Below are 25042 nucleotides of genomic sequence, written 5' to 3' on the forward strand. Positions count from 1 at the left end.
GCGTACAAGCAGTAGGAGCTCCGCAAGGAGTGACTGCGTACCTTTTGTATAATGGGTCAGCGACTTACTGTTCGTGGCAAGCTTAACCGTATAGGGGAGGCGAAGGGAAACCGAGTCTGATAAGGGCGCATAGTCGCGGGCAGTAGACCCGAAACCGGGTGATCTAGTCATGCCCAGGGTGAAGGTGCGGTAACACGCACTGGAGGCCCGAACCCACTCCCGTTGCAAAGGTAGGGGATGAGGTGTGATTAGGAGTGAAAAGCTAATCGAACCCGGAGATAGCTGGTTCTCCTCGAAAGCTATTTAGGTAGCGCCTCATATGTATCCTCTCGGGGGTAGAGCACTGTTATGGCTAGGGGGTCATCGCGACTTACCAAACCATTGCAAACTCCGAATACCGAGACGGACTGTATGGGAGACACACGGCGGGTGCTAACGTCCGTCGTGAAAAGGGAAAACAACCCAGACCCACAGCTAAGGTCCCAAATTCAGTGCTAAGTGGAAAACCATGTGGAAAGGCACAGACAGCCAGGAGGTTGGCTTAGAAGCAGCCACCCTTTAAAGAAAGCGTAATAGCTCACTGGTCGAGTCGGTCTGCGGGGAAGATTTAACGGGGCTAAGCACTGAACCGAAGCTTGGGGTGCATAACTTTGTTATGCGCGGTAGAGGAGCGTTCCGTAAGCCTGCGAAGGTGGATTGAGAAGTCCGCTGGAGGTATCGGAAGTGCGAATGCTGACATGAGTAACGATAATGCGGGTGAAAAACCCGCACGCCGAAAGCCCAAGGTTTCCTTGCGCAACGTTAATCGGCGCAGGGTGAGTCGGCCCCTAAGGCGAGGACGAAAGTCGTAGTCGATGGGAAGCAGGTTAATATTCCTGCACCTCGCGTAAGTGCGATGGAGGGACGGAGAAGGTTAGGTGTACCGGGCGTTGGTTGTCCCGGGGAAAGGCGGTAGGTTTGGATCTTTGGCAAATCCGGGATCCTTTAAGACCGAGCACCGAGACGAGCCTTTAAGGCGAAGTCACTGATACCACGCTTCCAGGAAAAGCTCCTAAGCTTCAGCTTACGCAGACCGTACCGTAAACCGACACAGGTGGGTAGGATGAGAATTCTCAGGCGCTTGAGAGAACTCGGGTGAAGGAACTAGGCAACATGGCACCGTAACTTCGGGAGAAGGTGCACCCTTTTTGGTGGCTCGTGCGAGCTATAGCTGAAGAGGGTCGCAGTAACCAGGCCGCTGCGACTGTTTATCAAAAACACAGCACTCTGCAAACACGAAAGTGGACGTATAGGGTGTGACGCCTGCCCGGTGCTGGAAGGTTAATTGATGGGGTCAGCCGCAAGGCGAAGCTCTTGATCGAAGCCCCAGTAAACGGCGGCCGTAACTATAACGGTCCTAAGGTAGCGAAATTCCTTGTCGGGTAAGTTCCGACCTGCACGAATGGCGTAACGACAGCGGCGCTGTCTCCACCCGAGACTCAGTGAAATTGAAATCGCTGTGAAGATGCAGCGTTCCCGTGGCAAGACGGAAAGACCCCGTGAACCTTTACTATAGCTTTACACTGAACGTTGAGTTCGTCTGTGTAGGATAGGTGGGAGGCTATGAAACCATGGCGCTAGCTGTGGCGGAGCCATCCTTGAAATACCACCCTGTCGTGCTTGACGTTCTAACCTGGGCCCATTATCTGGGTCGGGGACCGTGTATGGTGGGTAGTTTGACTGGGGCGGTCTCCTCCTAAAGAGTAACGGAGGAGCTCGAAGGTACGCTCAGCGCGGTCGGACATCGCGCACTGTGTGCAAAGGCATAAGCGTGCTTGACTGCAAGATCGACGGATCAAGCAGGTAGGAAACTAGGACTTAGTGATCCGGTGGTTCTGTATGGAAGGGCCATCGCTCAACGGATAAAAGGTACTCCGGGGATAACAGGCTGATACCGCCCAAGAGTTCATATCGACGGCGGTGTTTGGCACCTCGATGTCGGCTCATCACATCCTGGGGCTGTAGTCGGTCCCAAGGGTATGGCTGTTCGCCATTTAAAGTGGTACGCGAGCTGGGTTCAGAACGTCGTGAGACAGTTCGGTCCCTATCTGCCATGGGCGTTGGAGATTTGAGAGGGGCTGCTCCTAGTACGAGAGGACCGGAGTGGACGAACCTCTGGTGTTCCGGTTGTCACGCCAGTGGCATTGCCGGGTAGCTATGTTCGGAAGCGATAACCGCTGAAAGCATCTAAGCGGGAAGCGCGCCTCAAGATGAGATCTCCCGGGGCACAAGCCCCTGGAAGGAACCATGTAGACTACGTGGTTGATAGGTCAGGTGTGTAAGTACAGCAATGTATTGAGCTAACTGATACTAATGATCCGTGCGGCTTGACCATATAACCTCAAGTTGCCTTGGCTTTACGACAACGTCGTAAGAGCATCCAAGTGCACGCTACGTCACAAGAACTATGCGAGGCTGGCGCCTTGTCCCATCGGGACGAGTGCGACTCTCCAAAAGCCTCCCTGGTGAAATTAGCGCTGTGGAACCACCCGATCCCATCCCGAACTCGGAAGTGAAACGCAGCTGCGCCGATGGTAGTGTGGCTCAAGCCATGCGAGAGTAGGTCATCGCCAGGGTTTATACCCAAAAACCCCGCTGCTCACGCAGCGGGGTTTTTCCTTTTAATGAAGGCACTGCATTTTCCGGGTGGCTTCCGCCCAAGGGCAAGATCGCGAAGCTGGCGCCGCAGGCGCTGCTGCAACCGTCTCCCTGGTGAAATTAGCGCTGTGGAACCACCCGATCCCATCCCGAACTCGGAAGTGAAACGCAGCTGCGCCGATGGTAGTGTGGCTCAAGCCATGCGAGAGTAGGTCATCGCCAGGGTTTACACCCAAAACCCCGCTGCTCGCGCAGCGGGGTTTTTCTTTATGCGCGGAAAGCGGTCACTGAGCTGCGAACGCACAAAAAAAGCGGCGCCCCGTAGGGCGCCGCTCTGACCTCGATAGCATTCAGTCGAGCATAGCGCGACGTTAGCGGGCCGGGGTCTTGGCCTTCATCATCGTGTCGCGGGCGGCTTTGAAGGGATTGCCTTCATACCAGTTCGGCCAGCGGTCGCCACCGGCAAGCTCCTTGCCGACGCCGTACATCAGCTGCAGGTCTTCGACAGTGCCGTCCAGCTTCCAGCTCGCCGCATCGAACTCATCCTTCGGGCCATGGTAGCGGTTGGCGCCGTAGTCGGCTGCTGCCTTGCGGCCGGCTTCCACCCCACCTTCGCGCAGATCTTCGCCGCCGTCGGCGTACAGCGCCGGGACGCCTGCCTTGGCGAAATTGAAGTGGTCGGAACGGAAGTAGAAGCCACTCTGTACCGAGCTTTCGCCGTGCAGGGTGCGTCCCTGGGCCGCCGCCAGCGGCTTGAGGATGTCTTCCAGCTCGGAGCTGCCGAAGCCGGTCACCGTCACGTCCTTGGCGCGGCCGGCCACGGACATGGCGTCGATGTTGATGACGCCGGCGATCCTGTCCAGCGGGAACGTCGGATGCGCAACGTAGTACTTGGAGCCGAGCAGGCCGGATTCTTCCAGGGTCACGGCAAGGAACACCACCGAACGCTCCGGCTTCGGATCCTGGTGGGCCATTGCTTCGGCGACTTCCAGGATGCCTGCCACGCCGGTCGCGTTGTCGATCGCACCGTTGTAGATGTTGTCGCCCTCCTCGCCCTCGTGCTTGCCCAGGTGATCCCAATGGGCCATGTACAGCACGGCCTCGTCGGCACGCTTGGTGCCCGGCAGGACGCCGACCACGTTGCGCGACTGCTTCTGTGCGATACGGCTCTTGAGGTCGACGGATGCGGTGGCTTTCAGCGGCACCGGCTTGAAGCCGCGCTTGCTGGCGTCCTTGTAGGCCTGATCAAGGTCCAGGCCCGCGGCAGCGAACAGCGAGCGTGCGGCATCAGCGCTCAGCCAGCCCTGCACCGGGATGCGTGCTTCCGGATCGTCCTTGGCCGGCAGGTCGTACTGCGGTCCGGCCCAGGAGTTCTTCACCACATCCCAGCCGTAGGAGGCGCCGGCCGTGTCGTGCACGATCAGGGCTGCAGCGGCGCCCTTGCGTGCGGCCTCCTCGAACTTGTAGGTCCAGCGGCCGTAATAGGTCATGCGCTTGCCGTCGAACAGGGTCTCGTCATCGACGTGGAACCCCGGGTCATTGACGAACATGACGACCGTCTTGCCCTTCCAGTCCTGGCCGGCATAGTCGTTCCACTTCTGTTCCGGTGCATCGACACCGTAGCCGACGAACACCAGGTCGCTGGCATCGATGCTGATCTCGGCCTGGCCGGTACGCGTGCCGACCACCATGTCAGTGCCGAACTTCAGTTCCGTGGTCTTGCCGCCCTGGTTGATCTTCAGCACGGTGGACTCATCGGCCGTGGTTTCGGTCATCGGCACGTCCTGGAACCAGCTGTCGCCATTGCCTGGCTTCAGGCCGATGCGTTGCATCTGGTCGCGGATGTAGTTGACCGTCAGCTCTTCGCCCTTGCTGCCCGGTGCTCGCCCTTCGAACTCGTCGGAGGCCAGGGTCTTGACCATCTCGGCGAAGTCGGCGGCATTGATCTCCGGCGAGAACGCATGGCCCGCGGTTGCGGTAGACGGGGCGGTACTGTCGGTGCCGGCGCTCGGCGCCGGGGAGTCATTGCCTTTGCAGGCACTGAGCGCGGCCGCGGCGGCCAGGCACAGGAGGAGTTTGCGGGGCATCATCGGTTCCTGGGAAACAAGGGATGGCCGCATGGTGGTGCGGCCGGGAACGGGGAGTATCCCCGAATCGTTGGGCTCAGTCCGCCGGCGCGGTTTCGCTGTCGAACGGAATGGGATCGGCGCCGCTGACCGGGCCGATGCGCGCGGTGCGGTGCACGTACAGCACCACGTCCCGCTCGAAGTGCAGGGCGCCACTGACCACGGCGTTCGGGCCGATGATGACCCGCGGCTTGCGGACGGCCGTCAGCGAGACGCTGAAGCTGGGCTTGCGCACGCGCACGCCGCCGTCGACCTGGGAGCCGATGCCCACGGTGATATCGCCATTGACGGTTTCCACGTCCTTGCTGACGCGGCTCTCGACCAGGCCGATGCCACCGTTGACGGTCTCCACGCCGCCTTCGATCTGGCTGCCGCGATCACTGAAGATGCTGCCATTGACCGTGCTGACGTTGCCGCGGGCGATCACCTCACGGCCCAGGCGCACCCCGCCGTTGACCGTTTCGATGCTGCCGGTACGGGCGCGGTCGGCGACCTTCACCCCACCGTTGACGGTATCGATGCTGCCGGTTTCGCTGCCTTCGCCGACGCGGATGCCGCCGTTGACGGTATCCAGCTTGCCGTAGCGCTGCCCGGCTTCGGCGGTGATGCTGCCGTTGACCTTGCTGATGTTGTCCTGTGCCCAGGCGGGATTGCTGGCCAGCAGCACGCCCAACAGCAGCGGAATGGATCGAATGTTCATGGGTCCCTCGGTGGATGTGCGGCTGGCAGGCCGCGTGCGTTGATGTCACCATTCCCCAATCGCCCCTGCAACTGCCTGAAGTCACTGGAAAGCCCTTGCGCAACAACGCCTTCCCCTCACGCCGACATCACATCGCCGCTGCCCGCGGCGGGCGCTGCCTGCTGCTGGGGCTGGCCTTGGCATTGGCGCTGCCGCTTCCGTCAGGTGCACAGAACACGCGCGAAACGGAGCGCAAGCTGCAGAAGCTGCGCAGCGAGCTGAAGGGCGTCGCGCAGGAGCGCCGCCAGCTTGAGGGCCAGCGTGGCCAGGCATCTCAGCAGCTGCGCGCGGCCGATGAGAAGGTGGCCCGCAGCGGCCGTGTGCTGGCCCAGACCGAGGCGGCGCTGCGCGAGCAGAACCAGGCACTGGCCGAGGCCGAGCGACGTCGCACGACCCTGCAGTCCAACCTGGCGCAGCAGCATCGCGAACTGGCCGGGTTGCTGCGCGCGGCCTATCAGCTGGGCAACCACGCCCCGCTCAAGCTGCTGCTGTCACAGGACACGGTGGCCGATGCCAACCGTGCACTGGCCTACCACCGGTACCTGCAGCGCGAGCGCGCGCAGCGCATCACCGCATTGACTGCCGATCTCAAGGAACTGGAGGCGCTGCAGGCACAGATTGCCGAACGCCAGCAGCAGCTGCAGGGGACCCAGCGCGAGCAGAAGCAGCAGGCGGCTGCGCTGGCGGCCGATCGTCGCGAACGTGCGCAGACCGTGGCCTCGCTGGACGAACGCTTCAAGGACCGGCGCGAGAAGGAACAGGCATTGGGGCAGGATGCCAAGGCACTGGAGACCCTGCTGGCCAATCTGCGCGCGGCCGCAGCGCGGGCCGAAGCCGAGCGTCGCGCGGCAGCGCGCCGGGCTGCCGCGGAGAAGGCCGCCGCCGAACGCGCTGCACGCCAGGCCGCCGCCGAAGGCCGACCGCCGCCGGCGACCAAGGTGCCGCCGGCCGTGGCATCGGCGCCGGCACCGAAGGTGGGGGGACTGGGGTGGCCGCTGTCGGGCAACCTGCTGGCACGCTATGGCGGCAAGCTGCCGGATGGCCGCACCAGCAGCGGCGTGCTGATCGGTGCGCCGGCCGGCAGCACGGTAACCGCAGTTGCGGACGGCACGGTCGTCTTCTCCGACTGGATGACCGGTTACGGCATGATCCTGATCGTCGATCACGGCAATGGCTACATGAGCCTCTACGCGCACAACGACACGCTGCTGAAGGATGCAGGTGCGCGGGTCAGTCGTGGCGATGCGGTCGCCAAGGTCGGCAACTCCGGCGGCCAGGGCGTGACCGCGCTGTATTTCGAACTGCGTCGTGGTGGGCAGCCGGTCAATCCGGACAGTTGGCTGCAGCGCCGCTGAACCCGGGGCCTGCACGGACTGCGTGGGTTCAACGGGAATTTAGCTGTGCTTCGCGCATAATCGGTGCCTGTGCCTTGGGCACGATGCCACCGTCGACAGGAGTGCTCCATGCGCGCAGCCCGTACCGCCACCCTCTTACTGGCCCTGTTGCCAGCGCTGTCCTGGGCGCAGCAGACCGCGCCGGCCCCGACCGCTGCGAACAGCGGGCAGGCGGCGAGCAGCGAGGAGGCGGTGACCTCGAAGGTGCCGCTGGAAGACATCCGCCGTTTCGTGGCGGTGTACAACGCGGTGCGCGCGGCCTATGTCGACCCGGTCGACGACAACAAGCTGATGCAGTCGGCGGTCCGTGGCCTGCTGCTCGACCTCGACCCGCACAGCACGTATTTCAACAAGGAAGATGCGCAGGCCTTTGACGAGCAGGCCTCCGGTGCCTACGAGGGCATCGGCGTCGAGCTGCAGCAGCAGCCGGACAACGCCAGCATGAAGGTGATCGCGCCGATCGATGACACGCCGGCGGCCAAGGCCGGCATCCTCGCGGGCGATCTGATCATCGCCATCGATGGCAAGCCGATCAGTGCGATCGATGCCAGTGAGCCGCTGCGGGGCCCGGCCGGCAGCAAGGTGGTGCTGACCATCGTGCGCGACGGCCGGCCGAAACCGTTCGATGTCAGCCTGACCCGGCAGACGATCCGCGTCACCAGCGTGCGCAGCCGCCTGCTGGAGCCGGGCTATGGCTACATCCGCCTGAGTACCTTCCAGGCCGACACCGGTTCGGATTTCCAGAAGCATGTACAGCAGTTGCAGAAGCAGTCCGGTGGAACGCTGAAGGGGCTGGTGCTGGACCTGCGCAGCAATCCGGGTGGCCTGCTGACCGCTGCTGTGCAGGTGGCCGACGATCTGCTGGACAAGGGCAACATCGTCAGTACGCGGGGCCGCATCAGCATCAGCGATGCGCGTTTCGACGCCACGCCGGGCGACCTGTTGAAGGGCGCACCGGTGGTGGTGCTGGCCGATGCGGGTTCGGCCAGCGCCTCGGAAGTGCTGGCCGGTGCATTGCGCGACAATGGCCGTGCACGCGTGGTCGGCAGCCGCACGTTCGGCAAGGGCTCGGTGCAGACCGTGCTGCCGCTGGACAACGGCGATTCGGTGAAGCTGACCACGGCGCGCTACTACACGCCCAGCGGCAAGTCGATCCAGGCCACCGGCATCGTGCCGGATGTGGAGCTCAAGCCTGCGCCGCGCCCTGAGGATGACGCGCTGCCGGCCAGCCTGAGCGACTACAGCGAAGCCACCCTGCCGGGTCATCTGCGCGGCGACGACGAAGGGACCGAAGGTTATCGCGCAGGCGCGGTGTTGCCGGGCGATGGCCCGATCAACGATGCGCTCGCCGAACTGAAGCATCCCGGCTCGGTGGCCGCGCGACTGAAGGCCGAAGCCGCGAAGGCGGAAGCGGAAATGGCCGCCGACGCGGCGACCGCAAAGCCGGAAGCCAAGCCGAGCCCGGCCCCGGCAAAGCCCTGAGGTAGCGCCGGGCCACGCCCGGCGATGCCGGCCGGTTGCCTAGAACCCGTGCCGCTTGCGCAGGCGGCGCGCGATTGCTGCGCGCACGTACACGCCATACACCACGCCGAACACGAAGCCGCCGATGTGGGCCCACCAGGCCACCATGCCGAAGGTCGGGCCGATATAGGCGAACACCACCTGCAGTGCTGCCCACACGCCGATCAGCAGGTAGGCCGGGGCGCGTACGAACTCCAGGAACAGGCCGAGGGGAATCACCACGCCCAGTCGCGCGCCCGGGAAAAGGGCCAGGTAGGCGCCGATCAGGGCTGACACCGCGCCGCTGGCACCGATGATGATCTGGTCCGGGCTGCCCATGGTGTAGATCGCCACCAGGTTGGAGACCGCGCCGCCGACCAGGAACAGCAGCAACAGGCGCCATGGCCCCAGTACCCGCTCTGCCGGCAGGCCGAAGATCAGGAGGAAGACCAGATTGCCCAACAGGTGCGACCAGTCCGCATGCAGGAACAGGGCTGTGAACAGGCGCAGCACGCTGCCGTCCTGCAGGGTGGCCCACCAGTCCAGCGGATGGGTCAGCCCGGTGGAGAGCGCGCCCCAGTCGAGCCACAGGCTGCCCCTGGCATCATCCGGCCGTGAGATCGACCACAGGAAAGCCAGCCACAGTGCCGCAAACAGCACGGGTGTGGCCCAGCGCAGGGCGGCCTTCTTGCGCGACGGAAGGGAAACGAACATGGCGACAAGCCTAGCGCGCCGGGCTCCGTGGCGGGGGCGCTCCTGTTCAGGTTTTGCGACGAAAAAAGCGCCGCCGCTGTTATTGTTTCATTAACGGCTCTGGGTAATACTCGCATACGGCGTCGTATGTCGGGAGGGGAATCCGGCGCGCTCCGATGGGCCCCAGGGCCTGCCGGGCGCAGGCGCACTCAGAGCAACATCACCGCTTACCGGAGAGAGAACTACGATGCAAACCGCTTCCACCATTGCCCGTCTGACCCTGCTGGCCGTCGGCGTTGCCGGTGCGCTGGCCGCCGCCGACGCCAACGCTGCTGCCTTCCAGCTGAAGGAAAACAGCGCCAAGGGCCTGGGCCGCGCCTTCGCCGGCTCGGCCAGTGCACCGGATGATGCCTCGATCATCGTCAACAACCCGGCCGGCATGCGCCAGCTCGACGGACGCCAGGTCCAGTTCGACGCCAGCGCGGTCAGCTTCTCGGCTGAGTTCAAGGGCGCTGGCCGAAATGCCGGCCCGACCGGTCCGGGTACCGGCACCGCGATCAGTGGCGGCGACGGCGGTGACGCCGGCAAGATCGCTGCCATTCCGGCCGCATACTTCCATACTCCGATCGGTGAGAAGGCTCACTTCGGTGTGTCGCTGAGCGTGCCGTACGGCTTCGCCACCAAGTACGACACCGACTGGGTCGGCCGCTACAGCGGCACCCGCACCGAGATGGAAACCGTCGATCTCGGGTTCTCGGCCTCCTACGACGTGAACCCCTACGTGTCCTTCGGTGCCAGCGTGTTCGTCGAGCGCATGAACATCGAGCTGCGCAATGCCATCGACTTCGGCGCCATCATGGCGCAGTCGCGCGTTCCGGGCTATGCGCCTGGCAGCGCTGACGGCTCGTTGAAGGTCAAGGGCGACAACAACGAAATCGGTTGGACCGTCGGTGGCCTGTTCAGCCCGGACGAGAACACCCACATCGGTATCAGCTACCGCTCCAAGGTCGAGCACAAGATCACCGACGGTGACGCGACGTTCGACGTCCCGACCGGCCCGAAGACCGTCCTTGCCGCAGCCCGTCCGGGCTGGTTCGTCGACACCAAGGGCCGTGCCACGGTGACGCTGCCGGCGTCGGCCACCCTGAGCGTGACCCACCAGGTCAACGACAGGCTGTTGATCGCCGCCGACGTCACCCGTACGGCATGGTCGACCGCGTTCGATTCGGTCACCATCGATTACGATTCCAACCAGGCCAACTCGGTGCTGAACTTCAGCTACCGCGATACGACCTTTGCCTCGATTGGTGCCGATTACAAGGTCAACGACAAGCTGACCCTGCGCGGCGGCCTGGCATACGACCAGACTCCGACGACCGACGCGCATCGTGACGTGCGGGTGCCGGACACCACCCGCAAGTGGGTCACGCTGGGCATGAGCTACGCCACCTCGGAGAAGATGGAGTTCAACCTGGGCTACCTCCACATTTTCGCCAAGGATCCCAACGTCACCGCGACCTCGGACACCGGCAACGTTGTGCGTGGCAAGTACGATGTCGTGGGCGACGTTCTGGCTGCATCCATCAACTACAAGTTCTGATCCGGGCCACGGCCTGATCCGGTACACGGAAGGCCCCGCGCAAGCGGGGCCTTCTGTTTGTGCAGGCGCATCCCACGCGGGGCGTGGATCTACGACAATGGCCGCATGAATCTGTCCGATCCGAACTTCCAGCTGGAGCTGGCCGCCAACGTTGCGGTCGCAGGCTCGATCCTGCTGGCGGGACGCAACAACGTCCACACCTGGTGGCTGGGTATCGTCGGCTGCGCGTTGTTCGCCCTTGTCTTCGAGCGCTCACACCTGTTCGCCGACATGGTGCTGCAGTTCTTCTTCATCGCCATCAGCGTGCTGGGATGGTGGCAATGGCTGCGTGGCAACCACGGCGCGCCGCTGCCGATCACCTCGCTGCGCCCGCGCACAGGAATGTGGCTGCTGCCGACGGCGGCACTGGCCACGTTCGGCTATGGCTGGATGCTGACCCGTCTGACCCACGCCTATGCGCCCTACGTCGATTCGGCGGTACTGGTGCTGAGCGTGATCGCGCAGATCCTGATGATGCGCCGCAAGCTGGAATCGTGGTGGGTGTGGCTGCTGGTCAATACGATCGCCGTGCCCCTGTACTACAGCCGTGGCCTGCACCTGACGTCGATCCTGTACGTCGGTTTCTGGATCAATGCACTGGTGGCGTTGCGCCACTGGCGCAATCTGATGCGTGCCGAGGCCACGGCGGCACCTGACTCCCTGTAGCGCCGAGCCCACGCTCGGCTGCGCCGGAAAAGCCGAGCGCGGGCTCGGCGCTACAGCAAGCGAAGCACAAAAAACCCCGCTTCCGCGGGGTTTTTCGTTGACCACATCAACCCGGTGATCAGTCGCCCAGCGTCAGCAGCGAGGCGTTGCCGCCAGCGGCCGTGGTGTTCACCGTGACGGTCTTCTCGGTGGCAAAGCGCAGCAGATAATGCGGGCCACCGGCCTTCGGTCCGGTGCCGGACAGGCCCTGGCCGCCGAACGGCTGCACACCGACCACCGCGCCGATCTGGTTGCGGTTGACATACACATTGCCGACCTGGATGCCGTTGGTGATGCGATCGACGGTCTCGTCGATGCGCGAGTGCACGCCCAGGGTCAGGCCGTAGCCGGTGGCATTGATCTGCTCGATCACCGCGTCCAGCTGCTCACCCTTCCAGCGGATGACGTGCAGGACCGGCCCGAAGATCTCCTTCTGCAGCTGGCCCAGGTTCTTCAGTTCGTACGCGCGCGGTGCGAAGAAAGTGCCGTGGGCAGCCTCGGCGGACAGTTCAGCCGCAGCGATCAGGCGCGCTTCGCGGTCCATGCGTTCGGCATGGTCCTGCAGGATCTTCAGCGCATCGGCGTCGATCACCGGGCCGACGTCGGTGGACAGCAGGCCGGGGTCGCCGACCTTCAGTTCCTTCATGGCGCCGGCCAGCATGGTCATCACCTTGTCGGCGATGTCGTCCTGCACGAACAGCACGCGTGCGGCCGAGCAGCGCTGGCCGGCCGAGGTGAAGGCCGAACCGATCGCATCCTTGACCAGCTGTTCCGGCAGCGCCGAGGAGTCGGCGATGAAGGCGTTCTGGCCACCCGTCTCGGCGATCAGCACGCCGATGGCGGCATCACGCGCGGCCATCGCACGGTTGATCGCACGTGCGGTGTCGGTGGAGCCGGTGAAGGCCACGCCCGCCACGCGCGGATCGGCGGTCAGCGCCGCGCCGACGGTGGCACCATCGCCCGGCAGGAACTGCACCACCTCGGCCGGCACGCCGGCGTCATGCAGCAGCTTCACGGCGTAGTAGCCGACCAGGTTGGTCTGCTCTGCCGGCTTGGCGATGACGCTGTTGCCGGCAGCCAGTGCGGCGGCCACCTGGCCCAGGAAGATCGCCAGCGGGAAGTTCCACGGGCTGATGCAGACAAACACGCCACGGCCGTGCAGCTGCAGCTCGTTGGATTCGCCGGTGGGGCTCGGCAGCGTCTCGGCATGTCCGAACTGCTCACGTGCCTGCTTGGCGTAGTAGCGCAGGAAGTCGACCGCTTCACGCACTTCGGCAATGCTGTCGGGCAGGCTCTTGCCGGCTTCCTTCACGCACAGCGCCATGAACTCGGGCATGCGTGCTTCGAGCTGGTCGGCGGCGTGCTCGAGGATGGCGGCGCGGCTTGCTGCCGGGGTGCGGTTCCAGGCCGGCTGCGCGGCCACGGCATTGGCCAGCGCCTTCTGCACGGTGGCGGTATCAGCGGGCAGCCACTGGCCGACCACTTCGCGGGTATCGGCGGGGTTGGTTACCGGTTGCGGCGCGCCTGCGGGGGTCGCACCCGGCACCAGCGGCGCGGCCTGCCACGGCTTCACTGCCGCGTTGAGCTGCCCGGCCAGGGCGCGCAGTTCGTTGTCGTTGGCGAGATTGGCGCCCATGGAGTTCTTCCTGTCGTGGTTCTGGCTGCGCAGCAGGTCAACCGGCAGCGGGATCTTGGGATGCGGAATCGATTCGAACGAGGACACCATCTCGACCGGATCGCGGATCAGATCGGAGATCGGCACGCGTTCGTCGGTGATGCGGTTGACGAAGCTGGAGTTGGCGCCGTTTTCCAGCAGGCGTCGCACCAGGTACGGCAGCAGATCCTCATGCGATCCGACCGGTGCATAGACGCGGCAGGGAAGGCCGAGACGATCGGCCGGCACCACTTCGGCGTAGAGATCGTCGCCCATGCCGTGCAGCTTCTGGTGCTCGTACACGCCGCCGTTGGCAATGCTGCGCACGGCCGCGATGGTGTGCGCGTTGTGGGTGGCGAACATCGGGTAGATCGCATCGGCATGCGTGAACAGACGCTTGGCACAGGCCAGGTAGGACACGTCGGTGTTCTGCTTGCGGGTGAACACCGGGTAGCCCGGGTAGCCTTCGATCTGCGCGCGCTTGATCTCGGCATCCCAGTAGGCGCCCTTGACCAGGCGCACCTGCAGGCGACGACCGGCACGGCGCGCCATGTCGGCCAAGTGGTCGATCGTGTACGGGGTGCGTTTCTGGTAGGCCTGCACCACGACGCCGAAGCCGTCCCAGCCGGCCAGCGAGGCGTCGCAGAACACCTGCTCGATGATGTCCAGCGACAGCTCGAGGCGGTCGGACTCCTCGGCGTCGACGGTGCAGCCGATGCCGTAGCTCTTGGCCAGCTGCGCCAGTTCCAGCACGCCCGGCACCAGGTCCTTCAGCACGCGCTCGCGCTTGGCATGTTCGTAGCGCGGGTACAGCGCCGACAGCTTGATCGAGATGCCCGGTGCGTTGTTGACGTCGCCGTCGGGACGGCCGCCGCGTGCCTTGTGGTCACCGCCGATGGCGTGGATCGCACGACGGTAGTCTTCCAGATAGCGCAGCGCATCCTTCATGGTCAGGGCACCTTCGCCCAGCATGTCGAAGGAATAGCGATAGCTGGCGTTGTCGCCCTTGTGCGAACGCGCGAGCGCCTCGCTGATGGTGCGGCCCATGACGAACTGATGGCCCATGATCTTCATCGCCTGGCGCACGGCCAGGCGGATCACCGGCTCACCTACGCGTCCGACCAGGCGCTTGAACGCGCTGGGTGCGTCGGCACGGGTGGCATCGTTCATCTGCACCAGCTTGCCGGTCAGCATCAGGCCCCAGGTGGAGGCATTGACCAGTACCGAGTCACTGCCGCCCAAGTGCTTTTCCCAGTCGGCGTCGGCCAGCTTGTCGCGGATCAGTTTGTCGGCGGTGTCCTGGTCCGGAATGCGCAGCAGCGCTTCGGCCACGCACATCAGCAGCACGCCTTCCTCGCTGCCCAGATCGTACTGGCGCATGAAGGCTTCGATCGCGCCCTGGTCCTTGGCGCGCACGCGCACGCGGCCGACCAGATCGGCGGCCAGCGCCTGCACCCGGGCCTGTTCCTCGGCGGGCAGGCGGGCCTGCGCCAGCAGCTCACGGACGTGGCTGGCCTCGTCCTTCAGCCAGGCGTCGGTAATGGCCTGGCGGAACGGGTTGGGGGACGCCGGCAGTTCCGGCGACAGCAGCGCGCCATGACGCGGGGCGTCGTGGGCGGCAAGGGAGGAGGAGGGTGCGTTCATGCCGGTCCGGCCAATGGAAAACTTGGCGATTTTAATCATTTTTGCGCCCTTCGGAAGTGCCCCGCAGCCGCCTTCGTGAATGCTGATAGCCCCTAACGGTGGTGGATTCAGCGTGTTCAGCATGTGCGACTCTATTTGTGCTGAATTCGTCATTTGCGGCGCCGGGCGGATGCTGTATTGCAGCATGGCAAAAAGTGTGAATGCACCCTTGCTACCGGTGAGACGGCGGGGCTACCATCGAGACGTTTCCCGCGGCAGGAACGCGGTTGCGACATGATCGAGGTGCTTCCAGCTCCAGATGGGTCAGGTACGCAGCTGCGGCTGCGTCCCCCACGGGCGCTCGATGCCCGGCAGTTCGTCCTGTTGTTCACCGTGTTGTCGGGAGCGATGTGGCTGGTCTCCGCCCTGGGGTGGTTGGCCGGCAATGCATTCGCCCCCCTGTTCGCGCTGCTGTACAGCCTGTTGCTGGCAGCCGCGTTACGTGCCCTGTGGCGCAGCGGCGAACGGCAGGAGGAAATCCGGGTAGTGCCGGCGTATGTGGAGGTCATCCCCGTACCCGGTGGATTGCCGGTGTTCCGGGCTCACCCGCATTGGGTGCGCCTGCTCGCCGACGATGAGAGGGTCCGGCTTGCGTCCAGCGGCCGGCAGGTGGAGGTGGGGAGTTTCCTCGCGCCGGCCGAACGTCAGACGCTCGCAGAGACACTTGAAGGCTTGCTCGCCGCCAGCGATGGCGGCAACCGACGACGCTAAGGGTCTAGGCAATGAAGCAAAGCAGCAGGTGGGGCACGAAGTGCGTTGCAATGGCCGCCGCAGTGGTGGCCGGGGGATGGGTTCCGGCGATGGCATGGGCCCAGGCGGCCGATCCCAAGCCGTGGCAGCTGAACATGGGCAAGGGGGTAACCCAGACCTCGCGCCTGGCCTGGGAGTCGAACAATCTCTCGCTGATCGTCTGCACGGTGATCGGCGTGATCGTGTTCGGGGCGATGGCCTACGCCATCTTCAAGTTCCGCAAATCCAAGGGGGCGGTCGCAGCCACCTTCAGCCACAACACCAAGGCCGAGATCATCTGGACGGTGATCCCGGTGATCATCCTGGTGGTGATGGCATGGCCGGCCACGGCCAACCTGATCAAGATGTACGACACCCGCGATGCCGAGATGACGGTGAAGGTCACCGGCTACCAGTGGATGTGGAAGTACGAGTACCTGGGCGAGAACGTCACCTTCACCAGCCGCCTGGACCGCGAGTCGGACCGCATGCGGCAGAGTGGCAAGGTGCCGACGCGCGAGAGCCATCCCCACTACCTGCTGGATGTCGACAACCGGCTGGTGCTGCCGGTCGATACCAAGGTCCGTTTCGTCATCACCTCCGACGACGTGATCCACGCCTGGTGGGTGCCGGCGCTGGGCTGGAAGCAGGATGCCATTCCCGGCTTCATCAACGAGGCCTGGACCAGCATCGAGCAGCCGGGCGTCTATCGCGGGCAATGCGCTGAACTGTGCGGCAAGGACCACGGATTCATGCCGATCGTGGTCGAGGCCGTGTCCAAGGAGGAGTTCAGGCAGTGGCTGGCGCAGCGCAAGCCGGCACCGCCGGCCGCAGCCCCGGCCGAACCGGCTGCGCCTGCGGCGGAGACGCCTGCCGCGCCGGCCGAACCTGCCGCCGCCGAAGCGGGTGCCGCCCCTGCCACCGCGGCCAGCGGCGCGTGATGTAAATCCCGCGGCCGCCTGCGGCCGTGGCGACAACCGATTCTGAGAGGTGTTTTGCAATGGCGCACTCGGCAGTTGGGCACGACGATCACCACCACCACCCGGGTTTCTTCGAGCGTTGGTTCTTCTCGACCAACCACAAGGACATCGGCACCCTGTATCTGCTTTTCAGCTTCATCATGTTCATCATCGGCGCGGCGATGAGCGTGATCATCCGCGCCGAGCTGATGCAGCCGGGCCTGCAGTTCGTCAGGCCGGAAACCTTCAACCAGCTCACCACCGTGCACGCACTGGTGATGATCTTCGGCGGAGTGATGCCGGCCTTCGTCGGCCTGGCCAACTGGATGGTGCCGTTGCAGATCGGTGCGCCGGACATGGCCCTGCCACGCATGAACAACTGGTCGTTCTGGCTGCTGCCGGTGGCCTTCAGCCTGCTGCTGCTCACCTTCCTGCTGCCCGGAGGTGCGCCGGCCGGTGGCTGGACGTTGTATCCGCCGCTGTCGCTGCAGGGCGGCTACAACGTGGCCTTCACTGTGTTCGCCATCCACGTGGCCGGCATCAGTTCGATCATGGGCGCGATCAACATCATCGCCACCGTGCTCAACATGCGCGCGCCGGGCATCGACCTGCTGAAGATGCCGATCTTCTGCTGGGCCTGGCTGATCACCGCCTTCCTGCTGATCGCGGTGATGCCGGTGCTGGCCGGTGCGGTGACCATGCTGCTGACCGACAAGTTCTTCGGCACCAGCTTCTTCAACGCCGCCGGTGGCGGTGACCCGGTGATGTTCCAGCACATCTTCTGGTTCTTCGGCCACCCCGAGGTGTACATCATGATCCTGCCCGCCTTCGGCGTGGTCAGCGAGATCATTCCCACCTTCAGCCGCAAGCCGCTGTTCGGCTACCAGGCGATGGTGTACGCCACGGCTGCGATCGCCTTCCTGTCGTTCATCGTCTGGGCCCACCACATGTTCACCGTGGGCATGCCGCTGGGCGGCGAGATCTACTTCATGTTCGCCACCATGCTGATCTCGATCCCGACCGGCGTGAAGGTCTTCAACTGGGTCAGCACGATGTGGCGTGGCTCGCTGACGTTCGAGGCGCCGATGCTGTGGTCGGTGGCCTTCGTCATCCTGTTCACCATTGGCGGCTTCTCCGGTCTGATGCTGGCCATCGTCGCCGCCGACTTCCAGTACCACGACACCTACTTCGTCGTTGCCCACTTCCACTACGTGCTGGTGACCGGTGCGGTGTTCGCGCTGATTGCCGCGGTGTACTACTGGTGGCCGAAGTGGACCGGTCGCATGTACAGCGAGAAGTGGGCCAAGGTGCACTTCTGGTGGTCGATCGTGTTCGTCAACCTGCTGTTCTTCCCGCAGCACTTCCTCGGCCTGGCCGGGATGCCGCGCCGTATTCCCGATTACAGCGTGGCATTCGCCGACTGGAACCTGATCAGCTCGATCGGCGCATTCGGCATGTTCGTCACGCCCTTCATGATGGCGGCGATCCTGCTGTCCTCGCTGCGCAATGGCGAGAAGGCGGCCGATCGGTCCTGGGAAGGGGCGCGTGGCCTGGAGTGGACGCTGCCGTCGCCGGCACCGGCCCATACCTTCACCACCCCGCCGATCCTGCGCCCGGGCGATCTGGCGCATGACGACATCACGCATTGAGGTGGGGCATGCATAACGAGCGCCCGCTCCAGACCTGTAGAGCCGAGCCCGGCTCGGCTGTCGAAGAGCAGCCGGGCAGGGCCCGGCTGTACGGCGGCGAGACTGAGGGCATCGAACAGCAGCGCCGGCGTGCCCGGCGCACGGCGGTCGTGGTGGGCGCCATCGCCGTACTGGTCTATGCCGCCTTCATTCTCAGCGGGGTGATCGGACGATGAGCCCGACGCCGGCCAGCACACCGTCGCCCAGCGCCGGCCTGCCGCGCCTGATCGGCGTTGCCGTGGCCGTGTTCCTGCTGACCTTCTCGCTGGTGCCGCTGTATCGCATCGCGTGCGAGAAGGTGTTCGGCGTGCGCCTGGAGCGTGGCCCGGGCAGCGAGGCCAGCGTGGGGGCTGCCACCGCAAAGCGCACCGTGCGGGTGGAGTTCGATGGCGGGGTCAATTCGCGGCTGCCATGGGCATTCCATCCCGAGCAGCTGACCATGGACGTGGTGCCCGGTGAGCTGAACGAGGCGCTGTATTACGCCCGCAATGACGGCCCACAGGCGATCGTCGGCAGTGCGGTGCCCTCGGTCGCGCCAGCACGTGCCTCCGGATTCTTCAGCAAGACCGAGTGCTTCTGCTTCACCGCGCAGACGCTGCAGGCCGGCGAGAAGCGCGACATGCCGGTGCGCTTCATCGTCGATCCGGATCTGCCGCCGGAAATCAAGACGATCACCCTGTCCTACACCTTCTACCGCAACGACGCGCTGTCCGATCGGCTGGCTCCGGCCGCCACCTCGGAAGGCGCGCACGCCGCTCCCTGACCCGGATAACGACATGGCCCAGACACCGACCGACGCCAACGTGTACTTCGTCCCGGCCCAGAGCAAATGGCCATTCGTGGGCTCCATCGCGATGATGGTGACCATGGTGGGCGTGGCCAGCTGGCTCAACGATGCCAGCTGGGGGCGCTGGACGTTCTACATCGGCATCGCGATGCTGGTGCTGACCCTGTTCTGGTGGTTCAGCGACGTGGTGCGCGAATCGCAGGCCGGCCACTACAACCGCCAGGTCGATGGTTCGTTCCGGATGGGGATGGTCTGGTTCATCTTCTCCGAGGTGATGTTCTTCGGCGCGTTCTTCGGCGCACTGTTCTACACCCGTCACCTGGGCCTGTCCTGGCTCAGCGGCGAGGGCCGCGGGGTGATGACCAACGAGCTGCTGTGGCAGGGCTACTCCGCGGGGTGGCCAACCAACGGCCCGGCGGCGATCGGCGGGGCCTTCCAGACCATTCCGGCCTGGGGCCTGCCGCTGATCAATACGCTGATCCTGCTGACCTCCGGCGTGACGCTCACCATCGCCCACCATGCGCTGAAGGCCGGGCACCGTCGCCAGCTGCTGGTCTGGCTGGGCCTGACCGTGGCGCTGGGCCTGGGCTTCCTCGCCCTGCAGGCGGAGGAGTACATCCACGCCTACAAGGAGCTGAACCTGACGCTCGGCTCGGGCATCTACGGGTCGACGTTCTTCATGCTGACCGGTTTCCACGGTGCGCACGTGCTGCTGGGCACGATCATGCTGATCGTGATGTGGCTGCGCTCGGCAAAGGGGCACTTCACCCGCGACAACCATTTCGCGTTCGAAGCCGCTGCGTGGTACTGGCACTTCGTCGACGTGGTGTGGCTGATGCTGTTCCTGTTCGTCTACGTGCTGTAAGTGCCGGTGCCGGTGGCGTGCTCAGCCACCGATGCCGTGTGGTTTGATCCAGCCCATGTAGATGCTCACGATCACCAGTACGATCAACGCCACCGACACCGCGATGCGGCGCGTCAGTGCGTTGACCGTGCGCTTGGTCTGGCCCCGGTCGACCAGCAGGTAGTACAGCCCGGCGCCCAGGTTCCAGACGATGACGATCAGAAACGCGATCACCAGCAGGGTCTTCAGCGAATCACTCATGCGCGGCTCGAGGGCAGGGTGGATGTGCCTATCTGACCGCGTTTGCGCGGACTTGTCATGATGCGCCAGCACACGCGGGTGATCGGCTGGCTGCTGGCGCTGGTGGCGATCACGGGATTCACCGCGCTGGGCCTGTGGCAGTTGCAGCGCATGCATGCAAAGCAGGCCATGCTGGATGCGCAGGGCCCCGCTGCGGCGCAGGCACTTCCGCTGGCGCAGGCACTGGCGGCGCCGGGCGCGCTGCATGGCGTGGCCGACCATGGCCGCTTCCTGCCGGGCGTGGTGCTGCTGGACAACCAGACCCGGCACGGCCGGGCCGGGGTGAAGATCTATCGCCCCTTCCGCAGCGACGGCGGCAGCGTGCTGCTGGTCGACCTCGGCTGGCGCGCGCTGCCCGCCGACCGCACGCTCCCCGACCTGCCGCCGCCGCCTTCGCCGGTGGCCGTGCGCGGGCTGCTGGCGCCGCCGCCGTCGGCAGGGTTGGCGCTGGGCCCGGCGTTCTCTGCAACCGGTGAGGCGCAGCGCTGGCTGGCCAGCCGGCTGCCTGCCGAGGGCCTGGCGACGGCGCTGGGGCTGCCCGCACTGCCGGAGCGCGTGCTGCGGCTTGATCCGGCGCTGCCCTTCGGTGATGAACGCGACCTCGATCTGCTGCCGAACACGCTGCCCCCGCAGCGCCACCTGGGTTACGCCGTGCAATGGTTCGGCCTGGCGCTGACCGTGCTGGTGGTTGCGCTGGTGCTGGAAGGGCGCAGCAGGCGCGTTCCACGCTAGCGCCGGCCCGACTTCGGACGCCCGGCATCCCCTGTCCAACCATGAGAAAATGCCCGCATGAACACTGCTACATCCCCGCAGGCGCGCGGTTCCGGTCGCCGGACCCTGGTGTTGTTGTTCGCCGTGTTCTTCGGGGCAATGGCGCTGGCGGCCGTGCTGCGCTTCTCCGGATGGCAGCCTACCGGCCACCGCAACAGTGGACAGCTGCTCAAACCCCCGGTGGACCTGCGCCAGCAGCCACCGACCCTGGCCGACGGCACGGCCTATCCCTGGAATCCGGAGGCGCGCACCTGGCGCCTGCTGGTGGCACCGGCTGGTGCCTGCGACGCGCAGTGCGTCACTTTGTCGCAGGGACTGGGCAAGGTGTGGCAGCTGTTCGGCCATAACGCCGATAATGTCGAGATCCTGTGGCTGGGTCCGCCACCGGCGTCGATCGCCTCGCTGCCCGCGCTGCGGCCGCTGGCACCGTCGCCAGCGCTGCGCGCGGCCCTGCCCGGCGTCGACGATCCGGCTGGCCTGCCGGTCTACGTGATCGATCCGAACGGCTTCGTGATCATGCGCCATGCCCCGGGCAGCGACCTCGGGGGCATGCGCAAGGACATGGCCACGTTGCTGAAACTGAAGTGAGTCCTGTTTGATGAGCCTTTCCGCGCGTCCGGCGCTGCACCGCAATTTCCACCGCCTGGCGTGGTTCGCCATGATCATGACCGCGAGCACGATCATGTTCGGTGCCTTCGTCCGTCTGTCCGATGCGGGGCTGAGCTGCCCGGACTGGCCGACCTGCTATGGCCGCGCGACCTGGCCGCAGCACATCGAGGAGACGGTTGGCCACCCGGCTGCCGATATCCGTCCGCTGGAAACGCACAAGGCCTGGCGCGAGCAGGTGCACCGCTTCCTGGCCGGCGCGCTGGGCATCGAGATCCTGACCCTGGCCCTGCTGGCCACGCGCAGGCGCCGGTTCGGAACCACGGCGGTCGTCACCGCCTGCGTGCTGGTGGCTGCCGGCATACCGTTGTACATGATGGGCTGGCATGCAACGGCCAGTGCCCTGGCCCTGAGTGGTGAGGCGATACTGCTGATTGCCGCCTTGCGCTGGAACAACATCGATCTGGCGCGCGCGGCGGTACTGACCCTGGCAGTGGTGATCTTCCAGGCCCTGCTGGGCATGTGGACGGTGACGCTGCTGCTGAAGCCGATCGTGGTGATGGGCCACCTGCTGGGCGGCATGCTGATGTTCGGCCTGCTGGTGTGGCTGGCGTGGCGGGCCACGCATCTGCCGATCACGCTGGCCGAGGCGCCCAGGCTGAAGTGGCTGCTGCGTGCCGCCGTGGTCGTGCTGGTCACCCAGATCGCACTGGGCGGCTGGGTCAGTGCCAACTATGCGGCGCTGGCCTGCGGCGGCGGCAGCGCCTCGCTGGACAACTTCCCACGCTGTGCCAACCAGTGGTGGCCGCAGCACAACTTCGTCGAAGGCTTCACCCTGTGGCGTGGCATCGGCGTGGACTACGAAGGGGGCGTGCTCGATGGCGCCTCGCGTATCGCCATCCAGCTGGCGCATCGCCTGTTCGCCATCGTGGTGGCTGCCTACCTGCTGTGGCTGGGCGTGCGTCTGTTCCGCCTGCCGAGCATGCGGGGCTGGGCGACTGCGCTGATCGTGCTGCTGGTGCTGCAGGTCACCCTCGGCATCCTCAACGTGAAGCTGGCGCTGCCGCTGGAAGTGGCGGTGGCGCACAACGGCGTGGCCGTTGCCCTGTTGTTCGTGCTGGTCAGCCTGCTGGCCCGCCTGCGTGCCCCGGACTGATCCGATGTTTTCCAATTACCGCCAGTACTGGGACCTGACCAAGCCCAAGGTCGTCGCCCTGATCGTGTTCACCGCCCTGGTGGGCATGGTCCTGGCCATTCCAGGCGTGCCCAGCTGGGAACAGGTACGCGCGGGCCTGCTCGGCTTCCTCGGCATCTGGCTGGCGGCCTCGGCTGCGGCTGCGATCAACCAGCTGCTGGATGCGCACATCGATGCGCAGATGGCGCGCACCTCGTGGCGGCCGCTGGTGGTCGGCAAGGTCAAGCCGTGGCAGGTGCTGGTGTTCGCCGGCGCGCTGATCGTGCTGTCGATGACGATCCTGGTGCTGTGGGTGAACGTGATCACCGCCGTGCTGACCTTCGCTTCGCTGATCGGTTATGCGGTGATCTATACGGTCTACCTCAAGCGTGCGACCTCGCAGAACATCGTCATCGGTGGTCTGGCCGGCGCGATGCCACCGATGCTGGGCTGGGCCGCCGTCACCGGAATGCAGGGCTCTTCGGACTGGGCGTACTCGTCGCTGCTGGTGCTGATCATCTTCATCTGGACGCCGCCGCATTTCTGGGCGCTGGCGATCTTCCGCCGCGAGGACTACGCCAAGGCGAAGATCCCGATGCTGCCGGTGACCCACGGCGTAGTGCATACCCGCAGACAGATCATGGTGTATTCGGTGGTGCTGGCCCTGGTCTGCCTGCTGCCCTATCTGGTGGGCATGAGCGGACCGTTCTACCTGGGCGGTGCGATCGTGCTCAACGCGGTGTTCCTCTGGTATGCGTGGCGCATGCTGGATCCGCCGGATGAGCTGTTCTCGATGAAGATGTTCCAGTACTCCATCGTCTATCTGATGGCGCTGTTCGCCTTCCTGCTGATCGACCACTGGATCCTGCCCTGGTTGTAACGGGCGCCTGCCGCCGGGCATGGCCCGGCGCTACCGTATCCCAGGGAAAGGCGGGCGCATCAGCCGGATGCATGACGGCCGTCGCAGGGAGGACAGGCTTGACCTGATCGAGGCGGCACGCGTGCTGCGCAGCCACGCCGTGCGTGGACGGTCTTCCACAGAACTCCGTGCGTTCAATGTCGGCTTCCGCTCGCCGGAGGCGGCACTTTGCCAACCCGCCGAGCCGCTAAGGTGTGGGGATCTGCCGCGCTGCTGACTCACCGCGGGCAGTGGATCACAGATACGGATGGATCCGGCAGGCGGGATGGTCGAATGTGGATACACAGGATTTGCGAGATGAATCGCAATCCTGTGGAGCAATCAATGAAATGCCATGTTTCTCTGCCCATCGTTCTATGTGCTGCGCTTGCATGCTTGGCCGGCAATGCAACAGCAGAAGTAAAAGCACTGAGTCGGGCCAACTGCATTGGATTCGTCAATGAATCCGTTACCTACGAACGGCCCCAGTTCCGCAACTTCCAGGGCTCTACCGCATCCAGGCATATCCCGCTTGGAAACATCGAGCCGAAGCATGTCCTTGCTGCTCCCAACAATGGACTGTACTCCTGGCGCTTCTACGCAGGCGATGGCACCGATCCGGAACGGATGGTTGTTCATGGTTACCACACATGGGTGCTGGGCGGACGTGTATTCACCCAGTCCACGAGCGCGGTCGATTGCCAACTTTCGGAGTGGTGAGCATCATGAAAAGCCTTTGCTGTCTTGCAATTTCACTGCTGATGTCGATGTCGGCCCAGGCATCGCAGACCGATGCAGCTCCTGATCCGGTGGGACGTTGGCTGCATCAACGTGCCATGCAAGCTGCAATGCAGGAGACCTCGACGACGAGAGAATCGTCTGTCGGCGCTGGCAGCTACCAGATCGTGCGACTGGCAGACCTGGATGCCCCCGAAGAGGTGAAGCATCAGCTTCGCACGGACATGGACCGGTCAGCGGGTGTGGTGCAGGTTGCAGAAGGGATCATCCCAACGCGGGCCGAACTGCTGGCCGCCTTGCCCCGCCGATATCGCTCGGCGTCGGAACTACGCCAGCGGCTGCCACAGCCACCCAGCAGCTTGGAAGCAAGCCTCCTGGGACCGGCGGAGCTGATCGGTATGGAGTCCAGTGGCGTGCTGGATGGAAGCAGGTCCTCGGGGCTGAGCCGTTTCTTCCAGCTGGAAGGCGTCGGCGTCGTGGAGTTCAGCGAGAACAACTTCCTCGCTGCGGGCACGCATATCGAGGTCATCGCCGAGGCGCAGAACACAACAGTGAAGGGCGCGCTCGCGCACTTGAAGAAGAGCGTTGACAGCGCTGGCCGTACCCGCGTCGAGCTTGTCTGGACGGGAGACAGCAAGACCTTCAGCCTGATCGCAACCGGGGAGCGCGGCACCGACGTGGAGCGTAACGCCCGATTGCTGCACGACATCGCTGCCGCCATCGTGGATTAGCGACGGCGCGAGGGGCGTCCACACGTGGCGTGGCATCAGCCGAGCAT

Annotated in this window: 21 protein-coding genes and 3 rRNA genes (1 of these 24 only partly in view); 19 read left to right on the forward strand and 5 right to left on the reverse strand. The window is 64.8% G+C overall.

Annotated elements, in window-relative coordinates; genetic code table 11:
- The 3 genes from ACZLIF_RS01765 to rrf (ACZLIF_RS01775) form a co-directional block, all read left to right on the forward strand.
- Nucleotides 1–2374, forward strand: a 23S ribosomal RNA gene (locus ACZLIF_RS01765); it begins 507 nt to the left of the window's first position.
- 126 nt (nucleotides 2375–2500) lie between these two features.
- Nucleotides 2501–2615, forward strand: a 5S ribosomal RNA gene (gene rrf, locus ACZLIF_RS01770).
- A gap of 132 nt (nucleotides 2616–2747) precedes the next feature.
- Nucleotides 2748–2862 (forward strand): 5S ribosomal RNA (gene rrf, locus ACZLIF_RS01775).
- Between the two features lie 146 nt (nucleotides 2863–3008).
- Here rrf (ACZLIF_RS01775) and ACZLIF_RS01780 read toward each other — a convergent pair.
- Together ACZLIF_RS01780 and ACZLIF_RS01785 are read right to left on the reverse strand one after the other, a co-directional pair.
- Nucleotides 3009–4724 carry a M28 family metallopeptidase gene (locus ACZLIF_RS01780; protein ID WP_065175456.1) on the reverse strand — a complete coding sequence of 572 codons (1716 nt, stop codon included), beginning with the start codon at nucleotides 4722–4724 and terminating at the stop codon, nucleotides 3009–3011.
- Between the two features lie 76 nt (nucleotides 4725–4800).
- A complete protein-coding gene (locus tag ACZLIF_RS01785; RefSeq protein ID WP_128988099.1) occupies nucleotides 4801–5463 on the reverse strand; it encodes a DUF4097 family beta strand repeat-containing protein in 663 nt (220 codons plus the stop codon).
- A gap of 50 nt (nucleotides 5464–5513) precedes the next feature.
- On the opposite strand from ACZLIF_RS01785, the gene ACZLIF_RS01790 reads away from it, so the two are divergent.
- Nucleotides 5514–6857, forward strand: coding sequence for a murein hydrolase activator EnvC family protein (locus ACZLIF_RS01790; protein ID WP_428992349.1), 1344 nt, complete (start codon nucleotides 5514–5516; stop codon nucleotides 6855–6857).
- 108 nt (nucleotides 6858–6965) lie between these two features.
- Nucleotides 6966–8378, forward strand: coding sequence for a S41 family peptidase (locus ACZLIF_RS01795; protein WP_128988098.1), 1413 nt, complete (start codon nucleotides 6966–6968; stop codon nucleotides 8376–8378).
- 39 nt (nucleotides 8379–8417) lie between these two features.
- Here the strand turns inward: ACZLIF_RS01795 and ACZLIF_RS01800 are convergent, their stop codons facing one another.
- A complete protein-coding gene (locus ACZLIF_RS01800) occupies nucleotides 8418–9110 on the reverse strand; it encodes a rhomboid family intramembrane serine protease (RefSeq protein WP_053520204.1) in 693 nt (230 codons plus the stop codon).
- Nucleotides 9111–9336: 226 nt separating this feature from the next.
- Between ACZLIF_RS01800 and ACZLIF_RS01805 the strand changes: the two genes are divergently transcribed.
- A complete protein-coding gene (locus ACZLIF_RS01805; RefSeq protein WP_478462283.1) occupies nucleotides 9337–10689 on the forward strand; it encodes an outer membrane protein transport protein in 1353 nt (450 codons plus the stop codon).
- Between the two features lie 105 nt (nucleotides 10690–10794).
- Nucleotides 10795–11394, forward strand: coding sequence for a nicotinamide riboside transporter PnuC (gene pnuC / locus ACZLIF_RS01810; RefSeq protein WP_128988096.1), 600 nt, complete (start codon nucleotides 10795–10797; stop codon nucleotides 11392–11394).
- Between the two features lie 118 nt (nucleotides 11395–11512).
- Here pnuC and putA read toward each other — a convergent pair whose 3' ends face one another.
- Complete coding sequence (putA, locus tag ACZLIF_RS01815; RefSeq protein ID WP_128988095.1) at nucleotides 11513–14731, reverse strand: bifunctional proline dehydrogenase/L-glutamate gamma-semialdehyde dehydrogenase PutA; 3219 nt, start codon at nucleotides 14729–14731, stop codon at nucleotides 11513–11515.
- 273 nt (nucleotides 14732–15004) lie between these two features.
- Here putA and ACZLIF_RS01820 point away from each other — a divergent pair, with 273 nt between their 5' ends.
- The 6 genes from ACZLIF_RS01820 to ACZLIF_RS01845 are packed head-to-tail and all read left to right on the forward strand — an operon-like array spanning nucleotide 15005 to nucleotide 19798.
- Complete coding sequence (locus ACZLIF_RS01820) at nucleotides 15005–15481, forward strand: DUF2244 domain-containing protein (RefSeq protein WP_065182572.1); 477 nt, start codon at nucleotides 15005–15007, stop codon at nucleotides 15479–15481.
- A gap of 11 nt (nucleotides 15482–15492) precedes the next feature.
- Nucleotides 15493–16440, forward strand: coding sequence for a cytochrome c oxidase subunit II (gene coxB / locus ACZLIF_RS01825; RefSeq protein WP_053519495.1), 948 nt, complete (start codon nucleotides 15493–15495; stop codon nucleotides 16438–16440).
- A 59-nt stretch (nucleotides 16441–16499) separates the two neighbouring features.
- On the forward strand, nucleotides 16500–18107 hold the full coding sequence (ctaD, locus tag ACZLIF_RS01830; RefSeq protein ID WP_053519494.1) for a cytochrome c oxidase subunit I: 1608 nt from the start codon (nucleotides 16500–16502) through the stop codon (nucleotides 18105–18107).
- 8 nt (nucleotides 18108–18115) lie between these two features.
- The gene (locus ACZLIF_RS01835) at nucleotides 18116–18322 is read left to right on the forward strand and encodes a hypothetical protein (protein WP_128988094.1); all 207 of its coding nucleotides are present in this window, start codon (nucleotides 18116–18118) and stop codon (nucleotides 18320–18322) included.
- Nucleotides 18319–18909 carry a cytochrome c oxidase assembly protein gene (locus tag ACZLIF_RS01840; RefSeq protein ID WP_053519492.1) on the forward strand — a complete coding sequence of 197 codons (591 nt, stop codon included), beginning with the start codon at nucleotides 18319–18321 and terminating at the stop codon, nucleotides 18907–18909. The genes ACZLIF_RS01835 and ACZLIF_RS01840 overlap by 4 nt, the downstream gene beginning before the upstream one ends.
- Before the next feature lie 13 nt (nucleotides 18910–18922).
- Nucleotides 18923–19798, forward strand: coding sequence for a cytochrome c oxidase subunit 3 (locus ACZLIF_RS01845; protein WP_128988093.1), 876 nt, complete (start codon nucleotides 18923–18925; stop codon nucleotides 19796–19798).
- A gap of 21 nt (nucleotides 19799–19819) precedes the next feature.
- On the opposite strand, the gene ACZLIF_RS01850 is transcribed toward ACZLIF_RS01845, so the two are convergent.
- Nucleotides 19820–20038 carry a twin transmembrane helix small protein gene (locus ACZLIF_RS01850; RefSeq protein WP_008264755.1) on the reverse strand — a complete coding sequence of 73 codons (219 nt, stop codon included), beginning with the start codon at nucleotides 20036–20038 and terminating at the stop codon, nucleotides 19820–19822.
- A 57-nt stretch (nucleotides 20039–20095) separates the two neighbouring features.
- On the opposite strand from ACZLIF_RS01850, the gene ACZLIF_RS01855 reads away from it, so the two are divergent.
- The 6 genes from ACZLIF_RS01855 to ACZLIF_RS01880 all read left to right on the forward strand — a co-directional run bounded on the left by ACZLIF_RS01855 (nucleotide 20096) and on the right by ACZLIF_RS01880 (nucleotide 24995).
- Nucleotides 20096–20809 carry an SURF1 family protein gene (locus ACZLIF_RS01855; RefSeq protein ID WP_065175446.1) on the forward strand — a complete coding sequence of 238 codons (714 nt, stop codon included), beginning with the start codon at nucleotides 20096–20098 and terminating at the stop codon, nucleotides 20807–20809.
- Between the two features lie 57 nt (nucleotides 20810–20866).
- Nucleotides 20867–21436: a hypothetical protein gene (locus ACZLIF_RS01860; protein WP_128988092.1), complete on the forward strand. Its 570-nt coding sequence runs from the start codon at nucleotides 20867–20869 to the stop codon at nucleotides 21434–21436.
- Between the two features lie 10 nt (nucleotides 21437–21446).
- Complete coding sequence (locus ACZLIF_RS01865; protein ID WP_053519488.1) at nucleotides 21447–22610, forward strand: COX15/CtaA family protein; 1164 nt, start codon at nucleotides 21447–21449, stop codon at nucleotides 22608–22610.
- A gap of 4 nt (nucleotides 22611–22614) precedes the next feature.
- Entirely contained in the window at nucleotides 22615–23508 is an 894-nt protein-coding gene (cyoE, locus tag ACZLIF_RS01870; RefSeq protein WP_053519487.1) for a heme o synthase, read from the forward strand.
- A 336-nt stretch (nucleotides 23509–23844) separates the two neighbouring features.
- Entirely contained in the window at nucleotides 23845–24246 is a 402-nt protein-coding gene (locus ACZLIF_RS01875; RefSeq protein ID WP_128988090.1) for a hypothetical protein, read from the forward strand.
- 5 nt (nucleotides 24247–24251) lie between these two features.
- Nucleotides 24252–24995, forward strand: a complete 744-nt coding sequence (locus ACZLIF_RS01880) for a hypothetical protein (protein WP_128988089.1) — start codon at nucleotides 24252–24254, stop codon at nucleotides 24993–24995.
- The last annotated feature ends 47 nt before the right edge of the window (nucleotides 24996–25042 follow it).

The organism is Stenotrophomonas sp. 2201_Sma (genome assembly GCF_056486685.1).